At 42.2% G+C, this 22036-nt stretch carries 24 protein-coding genes and 2 other annotated features; of the genes, 22 read left to right on the top strand and 2 right to left on the bottom strand.

What is annotated here, in order from left to right; genetic code table 11:
- The first annotated feature begins 67 nt into the window (after window positions 1–67).
- The 12 genes from ytaF to MHB79_RS13030 all read left to right on the top strand — a co-directional run bounded on the left by ytaF (window position 68) and on the right by MHB79_RS13030 (window position 11608).
- Complete coding sequence (ytaF, locus tag MHB79_RS13085; protein ID WP_106029040.1) at window positions 68–700, top strand: sporulation membrane protein YtaF; 633 nt, start codon at window positions 68–70, stop codon at window positions 698–700.
- 14 nt (window positions 701–714) lie between these two features.
- Window positions 715–1320, top strand: a complete 606-nt coding sequence (coaE, locus tag MHB79_RS13080; protein ID WP_050943596.1) for a dephospho-CoA kinase — start codon at window positions 715–717, stop codon at window positions 1318–1320.
- A 169-nt stretch (window positions 1321–1489) separates the two neighbouring features.
- Window positions 1490–2512, top strand: a complete 1023-nt coding sequence (locus tag MHB79_RS13075; RefSeq protein ID WP_226803823.1) for a glyceraldehyde-3-phosphate dehydrogenase — start codon at window positions 1490–1492, stop codon at window positions 2510–2512.
- 234 nt (window positions 2513–2746) lie between these two features.
- Window positions 2747–3127, top strand: a complete 381-nt coding sequence (speD, locus tag MHB79_RS13070) for an adenosylmethionine decarboxylase (RefSeq protein ID WP_003216492.1) — start codon at window positions 2747–2749, stop codon at window positions 3125–3127.
- A 186-nt stretch (window positions 3128–3313) separates the two neighbouring features.
- A complete protein-coding gene (locus MHB79_RS13065; protein WP_003216254.1) occupies window positions 3314–3700 on the top strand; it encodes a hypothetical protein in 387 nt (128 codons plus the stop codon).
- A gap of 4 nt (window positions 3701–3704) precedes the next feature.
- Window positions 3705–4163, top strand: coding sequence for a transcriptional regulator NrdR (gene nrdR / locus MHB79_RS13060; RefSeq protein ID WP_003216720.1), 459 nt, complete (start codon window positions 3705–3707; stop codon window positions 4161–4163).
- Between the two features lie 102 nt (window positions 4164–4265).
- Window positions 4266–5690, top strand: coding sequence for a replication initiation and membrane attachment family protein (locus MHB79_RS13055; protein ID WP_050943597.1), 1425 nt, complete (start codon window positions 4266–4268; stop codon window positions 5688–5690).
- Window positions 5691–5707: 17 nt separating this feature from the next.
- Complete coding sequence (dnaI, locus tag MHB79_RS13050) at window positions 5708–6637, top strand: primosomal protein DnaI (protein WP_034620615.1); 930 nt, start codon at window positions 5708–5710, stop codon at window positions 6635–6637.
- Between the two features lie 33 nt (window positions 6638–6670).
- On the top strand, window positions 6671–7309 hold the full coding sequence (locus MHB79_RS13045; RefSeq protein WP_340989929.1) for a TVP38/TMEM64 family protein: 639 nt from the start codon (window positions 6671–6673) through the stop codon (window positions 7307–7309).
- Between the two features lie 60 nt (window positions 7310–7369).
- The gene (ytxC, locus tag MHB79_RS13040; RefSeq protein ID WP_050943599.1) at window positions 7370–8239 is read left to right on the top strand and encodes a putative sporulation protein YtxC; all 870 of its coding nucleotides are present in this window, start codon (window positions 7370–7372) and stop codon (window positions 8237–8239) included.
- Window positions 8240–8282: 43 nt separating this feature from the next.
- Window positions 8283–8531, top strand: a binding site (T-box leader).
- Window positions 8532–8576: 45 nt separating this feature from the next.
- Window positions 8577–10517, top strand: coding sequence for a threonine--tRNA ligase (gene thrS / locus MHB79_RS13035; protein ID WP_050943600.1), 1941 nt, complete (start codon window positions 8577–8579; stop codon window positions 10515–10517).
- A 170-nt stretch (window positions 10518–10687) separates the two neighbouring features.
- On the top strand, window positions 10688–11608 hold the full coding sequence (locus MHB79_RS13030; RefSeq protein ID WP_340989928.1) for a methyl-accepting chemotaxis protein: 921 nt from the start codon (window positions 10688–10690) through the stop codon (window positions 11606–11608).
- A 57-nt stretch (window positions 11609–11665) separates the two neighbouring features.
- Here MHB79_RS13030 and MHB79_RS13025 read toward each other — a convergent pair whose 3' ends face one another.
- Window positions 11666–12445: an HAD family hydrolase gene (locus MHB79_RS13025; protein ID WP_113387222.1), complete on the bottom strand. Its 780-nt coding sequence runs from the start codon at window positions 12443–12445 to the stop codon at window positions 11666–11668.
- 175 nt (window positions 12446–12620) lie between these two features.
- Between MHB79_RS13025 and MHB79_RS13020 the strand changes: the two genes are divergently transcribed.
- From MHB79_RS13020 to MHB79_RS12985, 8 genes are all read left to right on the top strand, one after another.
- Window positions 12621–14378 carry a sensor histidine kinase gene (locus MHB79_RS13020; protein ID WP_284906667.1) on the top strand — a complete coding sequence of 586 codons (1758 nt, stop codon included), beginning with the start codon at window positions 12621–12623 and terminating at the stop codon, window positions 14376–14378.
- Window positions 14375–15112, top strand: coding sequence for a LytR/AlgR family response regulator transcription factor (locus MHB79_RS13015; RefSeq protein WP_340989927.1), 738 nt, complete (start codon window positions 14375–14377; stop codon window positions 15110–15112). The genes MHB79_RS13020 and MHB79_RS13015 overlap by 4 nt, the downstream gene beginning before the upstream one ends.
- 137 nt (window positions 15113–15249) lie before the next feature.
- Window positions 15250–15693 carry an antiholin-like murein hydrolase modulator LrgA gene (gene lrgA / locus MHB79_RS13010; RefSeq protein ID WP_284906670.1) on the top strand — a complete coding sequence of 148 codons (444 nt, stop codon included), beginning with the start codon at window positions 15250–15252 and terminating at the stop codon, window positions 15691–15693.
- 14 nt (window positions 15694–15707) lie between these two features.
- Window positions 15708–16403 (top strand): antiholin-like protein LrgB, encoded by a 696-nt coding sequence (gene lrgB / locus MHB79_RS13005; RefSeq protein WP_170966027.1) that lies wholly within the window; start codon window positions 15708–15710, stop codon window positions 16401–16403.
- A gap of 129 nt (window positions 16404–16532) precedes the next feature.
- Window positions 16533–16664 (top strand) — a sequence feature (ribosomal protein L20 leader region).
- Window positions 16665–16735: 71 nt separating this feature from the next.
- Window positions 16736–17251 (top strand): translation initiation factor IF-3, encoded by a 516-nt coding sequence (infC, locus tag MHB79_RS13000; protein ID WP_034620611.1) that lies wholly within the window; start codon window positions 16736–16738, stop codon window positions 17249–17251.
- Window positions 17252–17275: 24 nt separating this feature from the next.
- Window positions 17276–17476, top strand: coding sequence for a 50S ribosomal protein L35 (gene rpmI / locus MHB79_RS12995; RefSeq protein ID WP_003216324.1), 201 nt, complete (start codon window positions 17276–17278; stop codon window positions 17474–17476).
- A 31-nt stretch (window positions 17477–17507) separates the two neighbouring features.
- On the top strand, window positions 17508–17867 hold the full coding sequence (gene rplT / locus MHB79_RS12990) for a 50S ribosomal protein L20 (protein ID WP_003216409.1): 360 nt from the start codon (window positions 17508–17510) through the stop codon (window positions 17865–17867).
- 63 nt (window positions 17868–17930) lie between these two features.
- Window positions 17931–18197 (top strand): DUF1294 domain-containing protein, encoded by a 267-nt coding sequence (locus MHB79_RS12985; protein ID WP_003216616.1) that lies wholly within the window; start codon window positions 17931–17933, stop codon window positions 18195–18197.
- Window positions 18198–18214: 17 nt separating this feature from the next.
- On the opposite strand, the gene MHB79_RS12980 is transcribed toward MHB79_RS12985, so the two are convergent.
- Window positions 18215–18619 (bottom strand): hypothetical protein, encoded by a 405-nt coding sequence (locus MHB79_RS12980; RefSeq protein ID WP_003216690.1) that lies wholly within the window; start codon window positions 18617–18619, stop codon window positions 18215–18217.
- 179 nt (window positions 18620–18798) lie between these two features.
- Here MHB79_RS12980 and MHB79_RS12975 point away from each other — a divergent pair, with 179 nt between their 5' ends.
- Together MHB79_RS12975 and cstA are read left to right on the top strand one after the other, a co-directional pair.
- Entirely contained in the window at window positions 18799–19887 is a 1089-nt protein-coding gene (locus tag MHB79_RS12975) for a M42 family metallopeptidase (protein ID WP_050943605.1), read from the top strand.
- 352 nt (window positions 19888–20239) lie between these two features.
- Window positions 20240–22036, top strand: a complete 1797-nt coding sequence (gene cstA / locus MHB79_RS12970) for a carbon starvation protein CstA (protein ID WP_050943606.1) — start codon at window positions 20240–20242, stop codon at window positions 22034–22036.

The following is a 22036-nucleotide window of genomic DNA, read 5'->3' as shown; positions in this document are numbered from 1 at the left end:
AGAAGAGTCTAAGAACGCCTAGAGACTCTTGATCATCGTTGCATGAACAGAAAGGAAGAGTTCAGGTATGATTTCGATTTCGCTCCTGTTTTTAGCTATTGCAGTCAGCATCGACAGCTTTTCTGTAGGCTTTACGTATGGTCTCCGCAAAATGAGGATCCCATTTAAAGCCATCGTCATTATTGCATGCTGCTCAGGGATTGTGCTGCTCATTTCTATGCTGATTGGCAGCTTGCTGACGACATTTCTCCCTGTCTCAGTGACCGATAAACTGGGGGGAGGCATCTTAATTGCCATTGGCCTTTGGGTCCTGTATCAATTTTACAAACCAGCGAAAGAGCGTGATTTGCTTCTTCATGAAAAGACATTGCTCAATGTGGAAGTGAAATCACTTGGGCTTGTCATTCACATTTTAAGAAAGCCGACAAGTGCAGATATAGACCGATCTGGGACGATTAATGGAATAGAAGCGGTACTTCTTGGAATTGCTTTATCCATTGATGCATTTGGCGCAGGGATTGGCGCAGCGATACTAGGCTTTTCTCCAATTGTCATGAGTATCACGGTCGCAGTGATGAGCTCACTTTTTGTATGTATCGGTCTGCGTGCCGGTCATTACTTGGCAAATTGGCGCTGGATCGATAAACTCGCATGCTTACCAGGGCTTCTGCTCATATTAATTGGGGTTTGGAAGCTGTAAAAGGAGGAAATCAATTGACGCTTGTCATTGGATTAACCGGCGGGATTGCTAGCGGAAAAAGCACAGTCTCGCAGATGATAAAAGAGCAGGGCATCCGGGTTGTGGACGCAGATGTGATTGCAAAAGAAGCGGTCGCCAAAGGAACACCCGCCCTTCATCATATCGTTCAAACCTTTGGTGAGGGTGTCCTCCTGCCAAATGGAGAGCTAGACCGGCAGCAGCTGGGAGCCATTATTTTTTCTAATGAAGAGAAAAGAAAGCAGCTAAATGCGATCGTTCACCCAGAAGTGCGAAAGGAAATGCTCAGGCAGCGAGATGAAGGAATCGACAGCCGAGAAACATTCGTTGTCCTGGATATCCCGCTTTTATTTGAGAGTCAGCTGGAAAGTCTCGTCGACCGCATTATTGTGGTGTATACAACACCAGAATTACAGCTATCACGACTCATGAATCGAAACGACCTTAGCGCGGAAGAAGCGCTGAATCGGATTCACTCTCAGCAGCCTCTTGAGGAAAAATGTAAGAAAGCAGACCGGGTGATAGAAAATACACAAGATCTTGCTTTTATTAGAAAGCAATTGCAGAACATATTAAATGAATGGGAACATACTGATAAGTAAGAGTACATACACGTACTCTTCTTTTTTTATGCTTTTATATTTCTCATGAAAAGAACAGCCCTTTTTAGAAAATATACGTTTATATACTGGCAATTACAATCTAATGTGATATACTAATTTCATAAATAAATTTATTGAGTATAACACATAATAGAGGAGTGACCTGTTCATGAAGGTAAAAGCAGCGATCAATGGGTTTGGCAGAATTGGACGCATGGTCTTCAGAAAAGCAATGCTTGATGATCAAATTCAAATTGTAGCGGTGAACGCAAGCTATCCTGCCGAAACGCTAGCACATTTAATTAAATATGATACAAATCATGGACGTTACGAATGCGATGTGATAGCAGAAGATGACGCACTGATTGTAAATGGGAAAAGAGTGCTTTTGCTCAATAACAGAGACCCAAAGCAGCTTCCGTGGGGAGAGCTTGGGATTGATATCGTCATAGAAGCAACCGGAAAATTTAATTCAAAAGATCAAGCGATGGGCCATATAGATGCCGGAGCGAAAAAGGTCGTACTTACAGCTCCAGGTAAAAATGAAGACATTACAATTGTGATGGGTGTCAATGAGGATGATCTTGATCCTGAAAAGCACGTCGTTATTTCAAACGCATCTTGTACAACAAACTGTTTAGCACCAGTTGTCAAATTGTTAGATGATGAATTTGGCATCGACAACGGTTTAATGACAACGGTTCATGCGTATACAAATGATCAAAAAAATATCGATAACCCGCATAAGGATTTGCGCCGGGCAAGAGCATGTGCCCAGTCCATTATTCCAACGACGACGGGTGCCGCTAAAGCGCTTTCTTTAGTGCTGCCGCACATGAAAGGGAAATTGCATGGACTTGCACTTCGCGTGCCAGTTTCCAATGTATCGATGGTTGATCTTGTTGTCGACTTGAAAAAAGATGTCACAGCAGAAGAAGTCAATGCAGCCTTCTCAAATGCATCAAAAACTTCTCTTTCCGGTATTTTAGATTACACGGATGAGCCGCTTGTTTCTACAGACTTTAATACGAACCCTTATTCAGCTGTCGTAGATGGACTGACAACGATGGTGATGGGGGATAGAAAAGTAAAAGTTCTTGCATGGTATGACAATGAATGGGGTTATTCATGCAGAGTGGTGGATCTTGTGAAGTTTGTCGGATCGCAGATGAAAGAGCTTTCTGCTGTTTGAAATGAAGAAGACGAACGTCCCTTTTCAAGGAATGAGAGAAAATCCCATTGAAAACACAGCTTGCAAAATGGGTCTAAACAAAGTATACTATTTTTCGTGAACTTCTTGTTCGCAGACTCATTCGGGTATACTTAAAGGGTTAGGACCTCTTTGGACTAACTTTCCCCCGTGGTATATGTCCGGTCCGGCTGCTTAGAACTTCACTCTTTCATTCTTGTTTAAGGGGGGTCCATGATGGAAACAATCGGACGTCACGTTATCTCCGAGCTATGGGGATGCGACTGTGATAAACTGAACGACATGGATTTTATTGAAAAAACGTTTGTAAATGCAGCTTTGAAATCAGGAGCTGAAGTAAGAGAGGTTGCTTTTCACAAATTTGCACCTCAAGGAGTAAGTGGAGTTGTCATTATTTCTGAATCTCATCTGACAATTCACAGCTTTCCTGAACATGGTTATGCGAGCATAGATGTTTATACTTGCGGCGACCTAGATCCGAATATCGCAGCAGATCATATCGGAGATGAATTAGGTGCTGAAACAAGAGAAAACATTGAAATTCCTCGAGGCATGGGACCTGTACAAGTGAAACAGGCGCAAGCCAAAGCACTGTAAACATAAAAAAAGATCGCAATGGGAGCTGGCCAAAAGCATTGAAATGCCTTTGTGTTATGCTCCTTTTTATATTTGTTTGATAGAGAAAATCCAACATTCCCCAACTCGCCTATACTTTTGTTCTAGGAAAACAAAGGTTTTTTTTATAAAATAAAGAAGAGGCATTATGGCAAAGGGGATACGTAGATGATTTTAGGACAAAAGTTCAAACGGTTCATGTCAAACCATACAGAAACATCTGACGAGCATCCAGTGTCAGAACTGAAAAGCCATTACTACAAATCGACGAATGCGCAAGTTTTTCAAGCGGTGGAAGCCATGCTTTCTGGGCACGCTTCCTATCAAGTGACATCTGTTTCAGCAGAACGAGGTGAAATCAGCGCAAACATCAGTATGCCGAAAAAAGCCTTTCTCGTAGCGACTGTCATTTCAATTCGTCCTTTTGAAACAGCTGTCGATTTTAATGTGACAACAGAAACAGCCTTGCCAACAGATTTTGGCTATAGTGAGAAAACGGTTTTTTCCCTTTATGATGAACTAGACAAACAACTTCCAAGAATAGATCGGAGCTGATGAAATGAAATGTCCCACATGTCAGCACCTTGGCACAAGGGTGCTTGATTCAAGACCAGTAGATGAAGGGAAATCCATCCGTCGTAGAAGAGAGTGCGAAAGCTGCCAATATCGCTTTACGACGTTTGAGAAATTAGAAGAATTACCACTGATTGTGGTGAAAAAAGAAGGAATTCGAGAAGAATTCAGCCGCGAAAAGATGCTGAGAGGACTCATAAAAGCATGTGAAAAGCGACCTGTTGCTTTAAAGCAGCTGGAGGATGTCTGCTTTAATATTGAAAAAGAACTGCGTAATCAAGGTATGTCAGAAGTGAAAAGTGAGCTTGTAGGTGAAATGGTGATGGACGAGCTGGCAAAAATTGATGAAGTGTCTTACGTCAGGTTTGCCTCCGTTTACCGGCAGTTTAAAGATATCAACGTCTTTATTGATGAATTAAAAGATTTATTAAAGAAAGAACGCTAAAAAAGAGCTGAAGATACTTCATGCTCTTTTTCCTGCGTAAAGCGTAAAACGCAAAAAGGGTGTACAATAGAAACAATTGCAATTCATGGGGAGGATCAGCATATGACAGAGCATTGGAAGGAAGTGCTAGCCGTCGATCCGTATGTCGTCAAAAGCGCTTCATTGCTCGGTGACATCGATAGACAGCTCATCACTCTTTTATATCAGCCGCTTATAGGCATGTCCGCTTTCAGCTTATATATGACGCTGTGGGGAGAGCTGGAACAAAATCGTATGTGGGGGAAACCCGCACCTCATCGGCAGCTCATGGTCATGCTGCAAACGAATTTGAATGATATTTTTGAGGAACGTTTAAAGCTTGAAGCGATTGGTTTACTCCGCACATATGAACAGGAAACGGAAGAAGGCAGACTGTTTACATATGAGCTTGTGCCGCCGTTAAGACCAGATGAGTTTTTCCAAGATGGTATGCTGAATGTTCTGCTGTACCATCGTGTAGAGAAAGCGAAATATATGCAGCTTCGTGATTATTTCTCATATCCCGGTGTTCCGGCAGAGGCAAAGAACATCTCGCGGTCGTTTGAAGAAGTTTTTCACGTATTGCAGCCAGGTGAACGCAGGATGACAGAAGAAATCAATCAGGCGTCATCACTTGATCAGGGCTATGAATATGTGACCGTTGGATCGAGTCAGCCGGCTCCTCTCTCAGACGAATCCTTTGATTTCGATTTATTGTTAGCAGGCATGTCTGATATGATGATTCCAAGAAAGGCTTTGACAAAGCAGGTGAAAGAAACCATTAAGAAGTTAGCCGTTGTATACGGCATCACCCCGCTTCAAATGCAAAATATTGTAGCAGGCGCCTGTGGTTCGGATCAAATGATCTCAACAGAAGAGCTGAGAAAAGCGGCAAGAGACTGGTACCAAATTGAATACAGAGGCGAGCAGCCAAAACTCATTGATCAAAAACAGCCGAGACACTTGCGTCAAGATGCTTCAAAAGCGCCAGTGGCAGATACGCCGGATGCCAAATTGATTGAAAAGCTTGATCATATTTCGCCTAGGGAACTGCTAAAAGATATGGCTGACGGCATTGAGCCAACATATGCCGACTTAAGAATTGTCGAAGATATTATGCTTGAGCAGCAGCTAGAGCCAGGTGTCATGAACGTTTTGATCTACTATACATTACTGAAAACAGATATGAAGCTGTCGAAAACATATATGCAAAAAATCGCCGCTCATTGGGTGAGAAAGAAAATTAAAACCGTAGCGGCGGCCATGAAAATGGCCAAAGAAGAGAACAGGCAAATGACAGAGTGGGCGCAGCAGAAAAAGCAGCGTAGCACATACGGATCAGGGAAAGTTGTCCGTGAAGAGAAGCTTCCTGACTGGATGAAAGAAACCGAAACGAAAGAACAGCCTGCAAAAGAACAAACAGACAGCCTGTCGACAGAAGACCTCGAACGAGAAAAAGAAAAACTGTTAGATCAGTTTAAAAATATGAAAAAGTACAATGCACATTAAGATGAGGTGAGATGAGGATGAAACCGATCGGTCGTTCATTTGAACAGCTAAAAGGGCGCGTAGATTTTCGTGTGAGATACAATCAGATTAAAGAGAGTGTGTTATCTGATGAAGATGTAAAAGCCTTTTTACAGGAGCACCAAGAAGACATACACGAAGACATGATCAATCGCAGCTTGAACCGGCTTTTTGAATATGTGCAGCAGTCGAAGGGCTGTTCATATTGCTTAGATGAAGAGAACGTCAATGCGATTTTAGACGGTTATCACCCGAAGCTTGTGATCAAAGGTCAGAGTATTGATATTGAATATTCCCCTTGTCCAGTCAAGCTGCGGCTCGATAGACAGAAAAAACAGCAAGAGCTCATGAAAAGCATGTACATTCCGCAAAATGTTCTTCAAGCGACGTTCGCTGATTTGAACGTTGTGGGAAGACAGGAAGTCATTCAAAAAGTAGGGCAATTCCTGCAAAGCTATGATGAGACGGGCAAAGGGAAGGGCTTATATTTACACGGAAAGTTTGGAGTAGGAAAAACGTATATTCTGGCAGCCATTGCGCAGCAGTTAGCGGAGAAGGAATACCCATCTCTCCTTGTGTACGTGCCTGAATTTGTGAGAGAGCTAAAAAATTCGTTAGCCGATCATACACTAGAATCAAAACTGAACATGGTCAAATCCACCCCTATTTTAATGCTTGATGATATTGGGGCAGAGTCGATGACAAGCTGGGTTCGAGATGAACTACTCGGAACGATTTTACAATACCGTATGGCAGAGCAGCTGCCGACTTTCTTCTCTTCTAATTTCTCACCAAGTGAACTGAAGCATCACTTTACGTACTCACAGCGCGGGGAAAAAGAAGAGGTCAAAGCCGCTCGTTTAATGGAACGGATTCTCTATTTAGCAGAGGCAGTCTTGCTCGAAGGAGAAAACCGCCGTCATTTATAAAAGCGTCTATCACCTGAAGGAGGAGCAAATGAAATGAACAAAAGAAAATGGCTGCTTTTTCTCGTGATTGCAGGTCTCGCTGTTTTACTTTGGTGGCTGAACAAACAGCATCTTCAGCTGGCGCCAAAAGATGTGAAAAATTGGGTGCTTCAATTTGGGATGCTGGCACCCTTTGTTTTTCTTTTCTTATCTCTTTTTCGCCCGTTTGTTCTCGTCCCTATTACGGTTTTTTCGCTGGCAGCAGGTTTGGCATTTGGCAGTGTTCTTGGGACGATTTATGCCCTCGTTGGTGCTACCGCCGGAGCAACATGCTCCTTCCTGCTTACCACAACCTTTCGTGCAAAAAAGAAGGAAACACAATCAAGCAGCCGGAAGCTGAAAGCGGTGACGTCCCGCATTCAGGAGCATGGGTTTCTTTACATTTTGTTATTGCGAATTGCCCCAATCCATTTTGACTTTGTCAGCTATGCGGCAGCAGCTTCACGTGCAAATTATCGTGCATTTACGGCAGCTACCTTTTTAGGCTTAATACCGGGTACAGTTGCATTAAATGTCCTTGGCTCAAGCTTTGTCAGCGGCAATTATGCCGCTTTAGCAATCGTTTGTTTGATTTATCTAATCTTTATCTCAGTTCCGCTCATTTTAAAAAGAAAGATGCCTGATTTATTTTAGGCGTCTATTTTTTATGTTCTCCCCATATATATGTAACAGATGTCGTTAGGGGGGACAAACATGCTTGAAATAATCTTTGAAGATGAATATGATACCGCCGCTTTTTTACATCTTGCTGAACACTTGGACAGTCGGCATCACATGTCAATTCAACAAGGGAAAGACCGGCTTCTCATAGAGGCGAAGGAATCAAAGGAAGGACTTGAGTCCATTGTGCGGCCATTACTGGTTCACTTTTTTTTGGAATGCAAAGAAAATGAGCGCATGCGCAGCATTCTTGAAAACACGTATTTATTTAAAGATCCTGAAGAGCAGCACCAAATTCTTTCAATTGCCCACAGCATCATGAACGGGGATTTAGATGATATTCCCGGCATTCATCAAGAACCGTCAAGAGAAGCCCTGTTAACAAAGGAGCTCGAGACGATTTCTTTACAGCAAGGTATTTTTTCAATTGGTTCATTTATGACATTCAGACTGTCAGAGTATGACAGGAGGCTGAAGAACTATGTTGAAGTCTCCATTGAAGAATACAAAATGGAACAAGAATATCAAAACTTCATTCAATCGCTTCGAGACTATGTGATGGCAAAAGAACCGAAGCTCGAAAAAGTACATGTTGTGCATCAGGATCGCCTGATGATTTGGGAATTTCGGTACGCTTCTGAGCGTGATCAAAAACAATACATAGACAGACAGTTTGTAAGAGAGCATCCAATGTATATTGATTCGCAGCTGATTGCACCACTCGTATCCATAGCGCCCAAAAAGATTGACCTGTTTACAAATGATACAGGTCACTCGATGGTACAGACCATTCAAAATATTTTTCAAGAAAGGGTCGAGGTATTCCCGGCTCATTCATTTCAAGAACACAATGTTCAATTTGTCCATGACCATTTGGAACAGAAAAGTGAAAAGCTTTCTTGATTTTCACGAAAAAACGTTTTATAATACGGTGTAACTTCATACAAAGACCGTATTGATAAGGACATGAACAAATGAACACCCGCTTAAAGAGAGGGAAGCCGCGGCTGAAAGCTTCCTAGCAGAGGACCATTTGCTTTACCACCTTTGAACATCAGCTGTGAACGTTTTAGTAATGGCTGACGGGAATTCCCGTTATCGAACCACAAGCCGTGTTTGCTTATGAAAAAGTAAGCTGCAAATACGGGAAAAAGGGTGGAACCACGATTCCGTTTTATTCAACCTCGTCCCTTTCCAGGGGGCGGGGTTTTTATATTGCCAAAAAAAGGAGTGACCAGAGATGTCAGAACAAATTCAACTTACATTTCCAGATGGAGCAGTCAAGGAGTTTGACAACACAGCTACAACAGAAGACATCGCGGCATCAATTAGCCCAGGCCTAAAGAAAAAAGCGCTTGCCGGTAAATTGAACGGCAAAGAAATAGATCTGCGTACGCCGCTACTAGAAAGTGGAACAATTGAGATCATCACAGATAAAAGTGATGAAGCACTCGACATTATGCGCCACAGCACAGCTCATTTGCTAGCACAGGCAATCAAACGCCTGTATGGAAAAGAGCATCACGTTCAGTTTGGCGTAGGTCCTGTGATTGAAAATGGCTTCTACTACGATGTGGACATCGATGTTGCCATCACACCGGAAGATTTACCAAAGATTGAAAAAGAAATGAAAAAAATCATTAACAGCAATCTGCCAATCGAGCGAATTGAAGTATCAAGAGAAGAAGCGAAAAAACGCTTTGAAGCGATTGGTGATCAATTAAAGCTTGAGCTGTTAGAGGCGATTCCAGAAGGTGAAGCTGTCACGATTTATGAGCAGGGTGAATTCTTTGACCTCTGCCGCGGCATTCACTTGCCATCAACAGGGAAAATCAAAGAGTTTAAGCTGTTAAGCCTTGCAGGTGCATACTGGAGAGGTGACAGCAACAATCAAATGCTTCAGCGTATTTACGGTACAGCTTTCTTCAGCAAAGATGATCTAAATGAGCATCTACGCCTGCTTGAAGAAGCGAAAGAACGCGATCACCGTAAACTAGGAAAAGAGCTGAAACTGTTTGCGAACTCTCAAAAGGTAGGTCAAGGTCTACCGCTTTGGCTGCCAAAAGGCGCAACGATCCGCCGCGTTATTGAGCGTTACATTGTCGATAAAGAAGTACGCCTTGGTTATGAGCATGTGTATACACCAGTTCTTGCAAATGTTGAATTGTATAAAACATCAGGGCACTGGGCGCATTATCAAGAAGACATGTTCCCTGTGATGGAAATGGACAATGAAGATCTTGTTCTTCGTCCGATGAACTGTCCTCACCATATGATGATTTACAAAAACGAGCCGCATAGCTATCGCGAATTGCCAATTCGTATTGCAGAGCTTGGTACAATGCACCGTTATGAAATGTCAGGTGCTTTATCCGGCCTTCAGCGTGTTCGCGGTATGACATTAAACGATGCCCATATCTTTGTACGTCCAGATCAAATCAAAGACGAATTCATTCGTACAGTTCGCCTAATTGAAGAAGTGTATCAAGACTTTGGCTTGAATGACTACACATTCCGCTTATCTTACCGTGATCCAGAAGATACTGAGAAGTATTTCGACGATGATGCCATGTGGAATAAAGCGCAATCGATGCTAAAGGATGCAATGGACGAGCTTGGTCATGACTATTATGAGGCAGAAGGCGAAGCGGCATTTTATGGTCCGAAGCTTGACGTTCAAGTGAAGACAGCTCTTGGAAAAGAAGAGACACTGTCTACTGTACAGCTTGATTTCTTACTTCCAGAGCGCTTCGATCTCACATATATCGGAGAAGATGGCAAGCACCATCGTCCAGTCGTGATTCATAGAGGTGTTGTTTCTACAATGGAGCGTTTTGTTGCCTTCTTAATTGAAGAATACAAAGGAGCCCTACCAACTTGGCTGGCACCTGTACAATTCCAAGTCATCCCGGTTTCACCTTCTGTCCATTTAGACTATGCGAAAAAAGTACAAGAACGTTTGCAGCTTGAAGGTCTTCGTGTAGAGCTTGACAGCCGTGATGAAAAAATCGGATACAAAATTAGAGAAGCGCAAATGCAAAAGATTCCGTACATGCTAGTCGTCGGAGATCAAGAAGCAGAAAATGGCGCAGTCAATGTAAGAAAATACGGAGAGCAAGATTCAGAAACAATGGATCTTGAAGCCTTTGTGAAACATGCAGTAGCAGAAGCGAAAAAATAATCTTTTTCAAGCGAAGCAGTCAGTGATCTTTCTCCTTAGATCACTGGCTTTTTCTTTTTGGGAAAAATTCTCCACTAGTGATCCAGTCCCTTGAATGATACGTTTAGATAGTATGAAAGTATGGGTAAGTATGTACTATTGGTTCGAGTTAAATTGGGGGTATGAAAGCGATGATGAAAACAACAAACACTTTATCATCACAAGTATTGGAGCGATCAGCAGTACTTCGTGCATTGGAACACTCACTGGCGATGATTGAATTTGATGTGACAGGTGAAGTGCTATGGGTCAATGATATTTTTGCAAAAGCCATGGGATATTCAAAGCAAGAGATGATTGGTTTAAAACATAGACAGTTTTGTCCTCCTCATATTGCAGAACACGCAAGCTATCAAATGTTTTGGAAGCGTTTGAAAGAGGGGCAAGTCTTTCAGGAAAAGGTGCAGCGGAAGACGAAGAATGGTGACAGTTTATGGCTTGAAGCGACATATACACCTGTCCGCAATGAAGAGGAACGCGTAGTGGGTGTTGTGAAAGTCGCAACAGACATAACAGAAAGAGAAAGCACGATGAAACAGGTCGTAGGCGATTTAAAGGACATGTCTGCGAAATTAATGGAGCGAGCAGAAGTGGGCATCCAGCATAGTCAAAGAGTCAATGTCTCCTTTGATCATATAGCAAACGAAACAGATCAAAATATGAGCTTACTAGAAGGATTAACAGAGCAGGTAGAGTCCATCAGCTCCATCACTACAACGATTAACAGCATTTCCTCACAAACCCAGCTCCTTGCATTAAATGCGGCGATCGAAGCAGCCCATGCAGGTTCCTATGGAAATGGCTTTAGTGTAGTGGCGGCAGAAATTCGAAAGCTTGCAACTGATGCAAAAGAAGCGATCGTCAAAGTAGATCAATATGTAAAGGCGATTCATGCGGAAGTAGAGAAGGTCAGTAGCGGAACGAGCCGGGCCAAGACAACGGTGTTTACAAATCGCGATCTTGTAAAGCAGGCAAGCGAGGAATTTATGAATGTAGGAGAAGCAGCCCGCAGCTTAGACAAGCAAGCGCAAAGTCTAGCGGGAATTGTGTAGTTTGAGCACACAAAAAACACCCAATCTCGTTAGGAGAAGGGTGTTTTCTCGTTTGTTCTATTTTAATATATCAAACAATTCATGTAAGTCTTTGATTTCATAATCTGGCGTTACATCTGTTTCGTTCTTTTTGCCATGTCGATTGATCCAAACGGTTTGAATCCCGGCTCGAGATGCCCCAAGAATATCTGTTTTTGGATTATCTCCCACCATGATCACATCGTCTTTTGTTAGATTTAACAGCTGAAGGCAGTGCTCAAAGATGCCAGGGTCAGGTTTGCCTTTCCCGTAATCTCCTGAAATGACAATTTCATTAAAATAAGGTGCAAGCTCAGGAACACCTGCCAGTTTTTCTTTTTGAAGACTAGGATCTCCGTTTGTTAAAAGGAGCAATTCATAGCTGCCTTTCAGACGGTCTAAAACAGGGTACGTTTCTTCATAGACAAATGGGCGTTTTCTCCGCTCTGCTGCAAAGAAATCAGCCAAATATTGTCCAAATGCCTTATCGTCAATTCCTGCTTCTTTTAAGCCATTGGTCCAAGCGTTCTTGCGATACTCTGGTGCAAGGGCATTCAATTTTTGAAAGCCTTCGCTAATCGGTTCACTAAAATTGGACCACAGTCCTTCGAAAGGATTAATTCCGATCATGACAGTATAATCATATGTTTCATAGGACGAATACAGCTTTCTTGCTTCTTCACGTACAATCTGTTCAAATGTTTCTGGATTCAGTCCATATTTCTTTTCCGCTTCGCGGCATGTTTCCTGAAAAGTGGTGTGAATGCTTTTTTCATCCCAAAGCAAAGTATCATCTAAATCGAAAAATACGGCTTTCATGATCTTCTCCCTTGTTATGTATGTGTTACCTTCAATTGCAAGTGACGGCTCAAGTTCATTTTACAATAGAAGATGAGGGCAATAAAGAAAAGATTTGAGAGATATTTGAACATTGACCGCACATGATAGAATAGAAAGACAGTAAATAATACATACATCAATTGAGGTGGCAGGTTTGCTTCATTTAATTATTATGATGATCGAGCGTGTTGGGATCATCGTTATTTTAGGGTTTGTGCTTGCCCATGTGAAGGGCTTTCGCAATCTATTGCTTCATAATGAAGGGTTTCGAAAAAAGGCAGTCCTTGTCTTTATTTTTGCTTCTTTTAGTATTATCAGCAATTACACAGGAATTGAAATCCAGCAGCAGATGGTCATGAATCATGAGTTTTCCTATCATCTCGGCTCGTCAAGCTCAATTGCCAATACGAGAATCATGGGAATCGAAATGGGCGGATTAATAGGAGGGCCGTTTGTTGGCATTGGCGCAGGGCTTCTAGCTGGGATTCATCGCTATTCATTAGGAGGAAGCACGGCACTCAGCTGTGCGATTTCTTCGATTTTAGCCGGTGTGATTGCAGGCTATGTCGGCAGCAGGTTTAAGCGGAAGAATCGAATGGTGACACCTCGCCAAGCCGCACTTTTTGGTGTGGCAATGGAGTCCTTGCAGATGATCATTATCCTTCTATTTGCAAAGCCATTTGCTGATGCTTGGGGGCTTGTGAGTATTATTGCCCTGCCGATGATTTTTGTGAATGGAATTGGCAGCTTTATCTTTTTATCGATTTTACAGTCAGTCATTCGGCAAGAAGAGCAGGCAAAGGCGATGCAGACACACCGTGTATTTTCAATCGCCGATCAAACGCTGCCTTTCTTCCGCCAAGGGTTAAATGAACAGTCATGTAAAAGCGTGGCGAAGATCATTCATCGATTAACAGAAACAGATGCGGTCTCCTTAACCGATACAGAAAAGATTTTAGCGCATGTTGGAGATGGGACAGATCATCATATTCCATCGAAAAGCCTCATTACAGGACTGTCGAAACAAGTATTGATGAGCGGCAAAATTATGAAGGCACATTCGAAAGATGAAATCAATTGTTCAGTCACCCATTGCCCGCTTCAAGCGGCGATTGTGCTGCCCCTCACCTCCAATGGTCAAACGATCGGAACGTTAAAAATGTATTTCAATTCTCCGGTCGGATTAAGCAGGGTAGAGGAGGAGCTTGCAGAAGGCTTGGCGATGCTGTTTTCCACACAGCTTGAGCTTGGGGAGGCAGAAACCCAAAGCCGTCTGCTAAAAGATGCAGAGATCAAAGCGCTTCAAGCGCAAGTGAATCCGCACTTTTTATTTAACGCCATTAATACCATCTCTGTCTTGTGCAGAACGAACGTAGAGATGGCTAGAAAGCTGCTGCTTCAGCTGAGTATATATTTTCGATCCAATTTGCAAGGCGCCCGCCAGCTGCTCATTCCACTTCATAAAGAAATTCAGCATGTAGAAGCCTATTTGTCACTTGAACAAGCAAGGTTTCCAAATAAATACCACGTGACCTTTCAAATTGAAAAGGAGCTAGAGCAGGTGATGATTCCGCCATTTGTGCTTCAGGTGCTTGTTGAAAATGCAGTGAGACACGCATTTCCTAAACATCAAACGAGCTGTGAAGTCATCGTATCTGCTGTGATGAAAGATGGGCATGTCAATATGAAAGTGACTGATAATGGACAGGGAATCGAGAATGACAAGATGGCTCAGTTATTAAAAGCGCCTGTTGAATCCAAAGAAGGAACAGGTACGGCTCTTTTTAATTTAGATCAGCGGTTAAGAGGGATTTTTGGCAGACAAGCCGCTCTATCTATTCATAGCGGCCAAGGCACTGACATCTCATTTCGCATTCCAATGGACTATGTAAAAGAGGATGATTTTCGTTGATAAATGTATTAATCGTAGATGATGAAGTGTTAGCAAGAGACGAATTAAAATACTTATTACGCAGAACGAAAGAGGATGTTCAAATAGAGGAAGCAGAAAATATAGAATCAGCTTTTGACCGGATGGTGGATCATAAGCCGGACCTGCTCTTTTTAGACATTGATTTATCTGGTGAAAATGGATTTGATATTGCCAAAAGGCTCAACCGGATGTCTGATCCGCCAGCGATTGTATTTGCGACAGCCTTTGATCAGTATGCGCTGAAGGCATTTGAGGTAAGTGCGCTTGATTACTTAACAAAACCATTCGATGAAGAGCGGCTTTTCCAAACGATCCAAAAGTTTAAAAAGTGGAAATCTGTTGAGACGCAAGACCACCAGCTATCAGATGAGAAAATCCCCCATCAGCAAAAATTAGCCATCTCAGTCGATGATTCAATTGTCATTCTGCAAGTAGAAGAGATCATGTATGTAGGGCTTAGTGAGGGGAAAAAGGTTGTAAAAACAAAGGATCACATGTATGAGGTCACAGAACCGCTTGTGGTCATTGAAAAGAAACTCCCTGAGGCTTATTTTATGAGGGTTCATCGAAGCTATATCGTGAACACCTCTCATATGAAAGAAGTACAGCCGTGGTTTAATTCGACGTATAATCTGCATATGACAGACGGGTCGATTATTCCTGTCAGCCGCACTTACGCCAAAGAACTAAAGAAGTCGCTCCTGCTAGATTAGGACGGCTTTTTTTATTTGTATTTCAATACTCGTTTTCTGCATTTCATTCATTGAATCCGGCGAGTTTGATTGTAAACGCTTCATTCATTTATTTCATGCCATATACTGAGGGCAGTCGAAGAAAGAGGTGAAGGGGCATGAGTGCCACTAAAGTATATGGATTTCTATCTCAAGCATTTATCTTTGCAACCGTAATGTTCGTTTCTAATCTCATTTCAATGTATTTACCAATTCCGATGCCTGCATCTGTGATCGGTCTGGTTCTATTATTTGTTTTGCTGACAACGAAAATCGTCAAACTGGAGCAAGTGGAGCAATTAGGTACATCATTGACAGGGCTCATTAGCTTTCTATTTGTTCCCTCTGGTATCTCGGTTATTCAATCACTAGGTGTCATGCAAGAAGTAGGTGTGCAAGTCGTCGGTGTCATTATCATTGCAACGATTATGTTACTTGCAGCGACAGGGCTATTCACGCAGCTTCTCATGCAATTATCAGACAAACCACAGAAACGTAAAGAGACAAAGGAGAGCAAATCGGCTCCTTCTCATTCTAATAAACCAGCTTCAAGCACGCATTAAAGGAGGGATGCAGGATGGGTACAAGTACGATGAGTCCTTATTTTGGTATAGTCGTCTCATTGGTCGCCTTTGGAATCGGTACATTCTTATTTAAAAAATCAAAAGGCTTCTTCTTATTTACACCACTTTTTGTCGCCATGGTGTTAGGTATTTTATTTTTGAAAATTGGCGGTTTTTCCTATGCAGATTATAATGAGGGCGGCAAGATTATCAAGTTTTTCTTAGAGCCTGCGACGATTGCTTTCGCTATTCCGCTTTATAAGCAGCGCGCATTGCTTAAAAAATATTGGTGGCAGATTTTATCCGCTATTTTTGTAGGATCACTTTGCTCCATTACAATTGTGTATGTCGTAGCAAAAGGCATTCATCTTGATGCGGCTGTAATGAAAAGTATGCTCCCGCAGGCAGCGACGACAGCGATTGCTCTTCCGATTGCAAAGGATATTGGCGGAATTGCAGATATCACAGCCTTTGCGGTCATATTTAATGCAGTCATTGTGTATGCACTAGGTGCTTTCTTCTTAAAATGGTTTCGAATTAAAAATCCAGTGGCAAAAGGGCTTGCACTCGGTACATCAGGACATGCACTTGGCGTCTCTGTTGGGATTGAGATGGGTGAAGTGGAAGCGGCCATGGCAAGTATTGCTGTTGTGGTCGTAGGAGTTGTGACTGTCATTGTCATCCCAATCTTTATGCAATTCATTCTTTGATGACGTGATTGTTTTGAAAAAGCCTTGCCCAATTCGTTTAATCATGCTAAAATGAAAAAGTTGTTTCAAGAGTTCGGTTACTTGACGGACAAATGAAAATTGTGTAGAATAATTAACGAATTGAATAGATATCACAAGCAGAAGCACCCGCTTCTCACCTGATTGACACGTGTTTGTAGTTGACAGGTTGACCGTACATTTATTTTTTCATGCAAATGTTCGCAGTGTGGGTGTTTTATATGCCCACACTTTTTGTTTGCCTGTAAAACATACAACGAAATGGTCAAAATGAATTGTGAACTCAATTCAAAATCTCATGGAGGTGGCTCACTATTAGCAAAGATCAATTAGTTAATGAAGGTATTCGTGCGCGTGAAGTTCGTTTGATCGGACAAAATGGCGATCAGCTGGGGATTAAAACCCGCCAGGAAGCTCTGGAAATTGCTACGAAAGCCAATCTTGACCTTGTGTTAGTTGCTGCAAATGCAAAACCACCTGTTTGCCGAATCATGGACTATGGTAAGTTCCGATTCGAACAGCAGAAGAAGGATAAAGAGGCACGTAAGAATCAAAAAATCATTAGCTTAAAAGAAGTTCGGTTGAGCCCGACAATTGATGAACATGATTTTAACACGAAGCTCCGTAATGCAATCAAATTCCTTGAAAAGGGCGATAAAGTGAAAGCTTCTATCCGCTTTAAAGGGCGTGCGATTACGCATAAAGAAATCGGACAGCGCGTGTTAGACCGTTTCTCTGAAGCTTGCGCTGAAGTAGCAACAGTAGAAACAAAACCTAAGATGGACGGACGTAGCATGTTCCTCATGCTTGCACCAAAAGTCGAAAAGTAAAGTAACAGAGGGAGGAAATATCCAATGCCAAAAATGAAAACTCACCGCGGATCTGCTAAACGTTTCAAAAAAACAGGTTCTGGTAAACTTAAACGTTCTCATGCGTACACAAGTCACCTGTTCGCTAACAAATCTACAAAGCAAAAACGTAAATTGCGTAAGAGCGCAATCGTAAGTGCTGGAGATTTCAAACGTATCAAACAACAACTTGCAAACATCAAGTAATTTGGAATAGGAATCATAGGAGGGAATTACAATGCCAAGAGTAAAAGGCGGAACTGTGTCGCGTCAGCGTCGTAAAAAGGTTCTTAAATTAGCAAAAGGTTATTTCGGTTCAAAACATAGATTATACAAAGTAGCAAACCAACAGGTGATGAAATCTGGAAACTACGCTTTCCGTGACCGTCGTCAGAAAAAACGTGACTTCCGTAAACTATGGATCACTCGTATCAATGCTGCAGCTCGTATGAACGGTCTTTCTTACAGCCGTTTAATGCATGGCCTAAAGCTTTCTGGTATCGAAGTAAACCGCAAAATGCTTGCTGACCTTGCTGTGAATGACCTAAGTGCATTCAATCAGCTTGCTGATGCTGCAAAAGCACAACTAGACAAGTAAGTCATATGAAAGATCATTCCGTCGAGGGGTGATCTTTTTTGCTCATCATGTGAGGTGAAATGAATGAATATCGCGTTGATTGTGCTGCTGATCTTGGTAAATGGCTATGGTTTCTTTCTCATGGGAGAGGACAAGCGCCGGGCAAAAGCGCATAAATGGAGAATTTCAGAGGCGCACTTATGGAGTGCTGCCGTGCTTTTTGGGGCTGCTGGATCGTATCTAGGGATGCAGTATTTCCGTCATAAAACAAAGCATCCTGCCTTTCAAATTGGCATGCCAGTGTTAATCATGGTGCAGTTGATCATATTAGGATATATCAAGTTCATCTGAAAAAGGAGCAGACGCCATCAAGACGGCGTGTCTGCTCCTTTTTTTTGTTTGATTTTTTTAATGGGCTGATCCCAATCAATTTTTGTTTGAGGATAACGTTCGATAATGTTTTCCTCCAATTTTTCAAAGTCTTCTAATGTAAATTCACTTAGCTTCTCAGGTGACTCCGTCCAAACGTAAATGGAGTGGACAAATAGAGGATGATCCTTAGAAGGAACATGCTTCTCCCCTTCAAACAAGACACCTTTATAGACGAAATTAAAATTTTTACGTGCATTTTGTTGTTCGTCCATAAAATAAAAGCCTTCTTTTAATTGTGCTTGTTTCAGCTTTCTTCTCGGATTTGAGAAGAATTTTACCGCCATGTAGAAGATGTAGACAAGCAGTGCAACAAGAGCTAGTCTAATGAGGATTACAAACATGACAGGATGCACCTCCAATACCGTTATCTGATGTACTACGAATGAAAAGGCCAAAAGGTTTCAACTTTTTTTAAAAAAATATTTCGGAAAACGAAAAAATATTCATAAAAAGATCGTATTGAACGAAAAAGGTTTTGTATAATAAGAATGCACCATGAAGATAAAGGAGGATATATGGAATGACAAAGCTAGATCAAACATTAACTATGCTGAAAGACCTAACGGATGCAAAAGGGATTCCAGGAAATGAACGTGATGTCAAAAAAGTCATGCAGACATACATAGAATCATATGCAGATGAAGTCTCTAGTGACCGCCTTGGCAGCTTAATTGCTAAGAAGGAAGGAAACGCAAACGGACCTAAAATTATGCTTGCTGGTCACTTAGATGAAGTAGGATTCATGGTGACAAAAATTGATGACAAAGGCTACATTCGCTTCCAAACTGTCGGCGGATGGTGGTCGCAGGTCATGCTCGCGCAGCGTGTGACGATTGTAACGAAAAAGGGAGACATAACAGGTGTGATTGGCTCAAAGCCGCCGCACGTCTTGTCACCTGAAGCTCGAAAAAAATCGATTGAGATTACAGATATGTTTATTGATATCGGTGCATCAAGCAAAGAACAGGCAATGGAGTGGGGCGTTCTGCCTGGAGATCAAATCGTCCCTTATTTTGAGTTTACAGTGATGAATGATGAAAAAATGCTCCTTGCAAAAGCATGGGACAACCGTATCGGCTGTGCAGTTGCGATTGATGTCATGAAGAACTTACACAATACTCAGCATGAGAATATTGCTTACAGTGTTGCAACTGTACAAGAGGAAGTTGGCCTGCGTGGTGCCAAAACAGCAGCGGCTACAATCCAGCCTGATATTGGATTTGCCATTGATGTTGGTGTAGCAGGAGACACACCGGGCATTACTGAAAAAGAAGCAACAAGCAAACTTGGCAAAGGACCAACGATTGTTGTATTTGATGCTTCTATGGTATCTCATAAAGGGCTTCGGGATTTTGTTGTCCAAACAGCGGATGAATTGAACATTCCGTACCAATATGACTCTATGCCTGGCGGCGGGACAGATGCTGGCGGTATCCATTTAACAGGTCATGGTGTGCCATCACTATCGATCGGGATACCAAGTAGATATATTCATACCCATGCAGCGATGATTCACCGAGATGATTATGAAAATGCAGTGAAGCTTTTAACAGAAGTGATCAAAAGACTTGATCAAAAAACGGTTGAGCAGATCACGTACGGTTCTTAAGTAAGAAAGCCTTTCCTCAGTATAGGGGAAGGGCTTTTTTTATTTCATTGAATTTCCCAGGAAATGAACTGTCATTTTAAGTTACGCCAAAAGAACTGTTTTTGAGAGAAGAAGAAAAAATATTCTAGTGAATAAGGCACATGTGATCTGGCTTTTATTTTTGTAAGATGAAAGCAATAAAAAGGACAGAGCCTAAAGAATGCCCTGTCAAAAGAGAGTTTATGGAAGTAGGTGAAGCTACCTTAAGAATAAACACATTATTCTTATTTGTCAACTTGGTTTTAAAGGAAAGAAAAATCAATCAATTTATGTTATATTTGTAACAAATTGTTTGTACAAAGGGGATGGTTAAATGAATGCGGTTACAATTGTCATAGCATCTATGTGTATTTTAGCGATTGCCTATCGTCTTTATGGCACATTTATGATGGTCAAAGTCTTAAAGGTGACAGACGATCATCCTACACCGGCTCACACATTAGAGGACGGGAAGGATTATGTGCCAACCAATAAATGGGTCACATTTGGGCATCACTTTGCTGCGATTGCAGCTGCAGGTCCGTTAGTGGGTCCGATTTTAGCCGCACAATTTGGGTATTTACCGGGTCTTCTTTGGCTGTTAATTGGCGCAGTGATAGGCGGAGCTGTACATGATCTTGTCGTCTTATTTGCGTCGATGCGAAAAAAGGGGAAATCGTTATCAGAGGTAGCGAAGGAAGAGCTAGGACCTGTCGCAGGATTTTGTACAGGGCTTGCGATGCTGTTTATCATTACGATCACAATGGCAGGACTGTCTATGGTTGTGCTTCATGCGTTAGAACGTAACCCTTGGGGGACATTTGCAGTCGGAATCACGATTCCAATTGCGATGGGGGTTGGTCTTTATTATAAAAAGACAGGCAATTTAAAACTGGCGACAACTGCGGGATTTATTTTGCTGATGGTTGGTGTATTCCTTGGGCCGAATATTCAAGGAACGGCACTTGGCGATCTTTTAACACTTGATACAAAAACACTTGCTCTTGCCTTGCCGATCTATGCTTTTTTTGCTGCGGCATTGCCGGTTTGGCTGCTGCTCGCACCGAGGGACTATTTAAGCAGCTTTATGAAAATAGGTGTTTTTATCGCATTGATTGCTGGAATCTTTGTCGTCAATCCAACGATTCAATTCCCAGCCTTTACGGAGTTTGTGAATGGAGGAGGTCCTGTTTTAGCTGGTCCTGTCTGGCCTTTTATTTCAATAACCATTGCTTGCGGTGCCATATCTGGTTTCCACGCATTTGTTGGATCTGGGACAACGCCTAAAATGCTTGACCGCTGGAGTGATATGAAGCCTGTCGCTTTTGGCGCAATGCTAGTAGAATGTCTAGTTGGAATTATGGCGTTAATTGCCGCTACCGCTCTTCATCCAGGCGATTATTTTGCAATAAACAGTACGCCAGAAGTGTTCAGAACACTCGGGATGAGTGTCGAGAACCTTCCGCAGCTGAGTAAGGAAATTGGTCTTGATTTAGAAGGAAGAACGGGTGGAGCTGTGACATTAGCTGTAGGGATGGCGTATATCTTTACGGGAATTCCGTTCTTTGGTCATTTGGCGTCTTATTTTTTCCAATTCGTCATTATGTTTGAGGCCGTCTTTATTTTAACCGCTATTGATGCAGGGACACGTGTGGCACGATATTTGATTCAAGACTTCTTTGGCGAAGCTTATAAACCGCTTAAACGAAATGATTGGGTCCCTGGGTCGGTGTTCGCAAGTGCGCTTGCTTGTTTTATGTGGGGGTACTTGCTTTACTCTGGAGACATCGGGTCCATTTGGGCACTATTTGGGGTATCAAACCAGTTAATGGCATCGGTCGGTCTCATCATAGGAGCAACCGTTGTCTTAAAAATTGCAGATAAAAGGCGATATATGCTGACTTGTTTAATTCCACTTGCTTACTTATATGTGACAGTGAATTATGCGGGCTATTGGATGGTAGCAAATGTATACCTTAATCCCGAGGCAGCAGGTTACAGCGTGCTGAATGCTGTGCTGTCAATCATTATGCTGATCTTAGGATTTGTGATTATTGTGTTTGCGATTAAAAAATGGGTCGACATTTGGCGTGATCCAGCGCTTCGGATGGAAACACCGATCACTGGCTAA

Source organism: Bacillus sp. FSL M7-0558 (assembly GCF_038003245.1).
Lineage (GTDB): Bacteria > Bacillota > Bacilli > Bacillales > Bacillaceae > Bacillus > Bacillus pumilus.
This window is presented reverse-complemented; position numbering and strand designations above follow the sequence as displayed.

Bases quoted from the DNA above. Each gene is read 5' to 3' on its own strand.
- ytaF (WP_106029040.1), top strand. From the start codon at position 68: ATGATTTCGATTTCGCTCCTGTTTTTAGCTATTGCAGTCAGCATCGAC.
- MHB79_RS13075 (WP_226803823.1), top strand. From the start codon at position 1,490: ATGAAGGTAAAAGCAGCGATCAATGGGTTTGGCAGAATTGGACGCATG.
- speD (WP_003216492.1), top strand. From the start codon at position 2,747: ATGGAAACAATCGGACGTCACGTTATCTCCGAGCTATGGGGATGCGAC.
- MHB79_RS13065 (WP_003216254.1), top strand. From the start codon at position 3,314: ATGATTTTAGGACAAAAGTTCAAACGGTTCATGTCAAACCATACAGAA.
- nrdR (WP_003216720.1), top strand. From the start codon at position 3,705: ATGAAATGTCCCACATGTCAGCACCTTGGCACAAGGGTGCTTGATTCA.
- MHB79_RS13055 (WP_050943597.1), top strand. From the start codon at position 4,266: ATGACAGAGCATTGGAAGGAAGTGCTAGCCGTCGATCCGTATGTCGTC.
- dnaI (WP_034620615.1), top strand. From the start codon at position 5,708: ATGAAACCGATCGGTCGTTCATTTGAACAGCTAAAAGGGCGCGTAGAT.
- MHB79_RS13045 (WP_340989929.1), top strand. From the start codon at position 6,671: ATGAACAAAAGAAAATGGCTGCTTTTTCTCGTGATTGCAGGTCTCGCT.
- ytxC (WP_050943599.1), top strand. From the start codon at position 7,370: ATGCTTGAAATAATCTTTGAAGATGAATATGATACCGCCGCTTTTTTA.
- thrS (WP_050943600.1), top strand. From the start codon at position 8,577: ATGTCAGAACAAATTCAACTTACATTTCCAGATGGAGCAGTCAAGGAG.
- MHB79_RS13030 (WP_340989928.1), top strand. From the start codon at position 10,688: ATGATGAAAACAACAAACACTTTATCATCACAAGTATTGGAGCGATCA.
- MHB79_RS13025 (WP_113387222.1), bottom strand. From the start codon at position 12,445: ATGAAAGCCGTATTTTTCGATTTAGATGATACTTTGCTTTGGGATGAA.
- lrgA (WP_284906670.1), top strand. From the start codon at position 15,250: ATGAGTGCCACTAAAGTATATGGATTTCTATCTCAAGCATTTATCTTT.
- lrgB (WP_170966027.1), top strand. From the start codon at position 15,708: ATGGGTACAAGTACGATGAGTCCTTATTTTGGTATAGTCGTCTCATTG.
- rpmI (WP_003216324.1), top strand. From the start codon at position 17,276: ATGCCAAAAATGAAAACTCACCGCGGATCTGCTAAACGTTTCAAAAAA.
- rplT (WP_003216409.1), top strand. From the start codon at position 17,508: ATGCCAAGAGTAAAAGGCGGAACTGTGTCGCGTCAGCGTCGTAAAAAG.
- MHB79_RS12985 (WP_003216616.1), top strand. From the start codon at position 17,931: ATGAATATCGCGTTGATTGTGCTGCTGATCTTGGTAAATGGCTATGGT.
- MHB79_RS12980 (WP_003216690.1), bottom strand. From the start codon at position 18,619: ATGTTTGTAATCCTCATTAGACTAGCTCTTGTTGCACTGCTTGTCTAC.
- MHB79_RS12975 (WP_050943605.1), top strand. From the start codon at position 18,799: ATGACAAAGCTAGATCAAACATTAACTATGCTGAAAGACCTAACGGAT.
- cstA (WP_050943606.1), top strand. From the start codon at position 20,240: ATGAATGCGGTTACAATTGTCATAGCATCTATGTGTATTTTAGCGATT.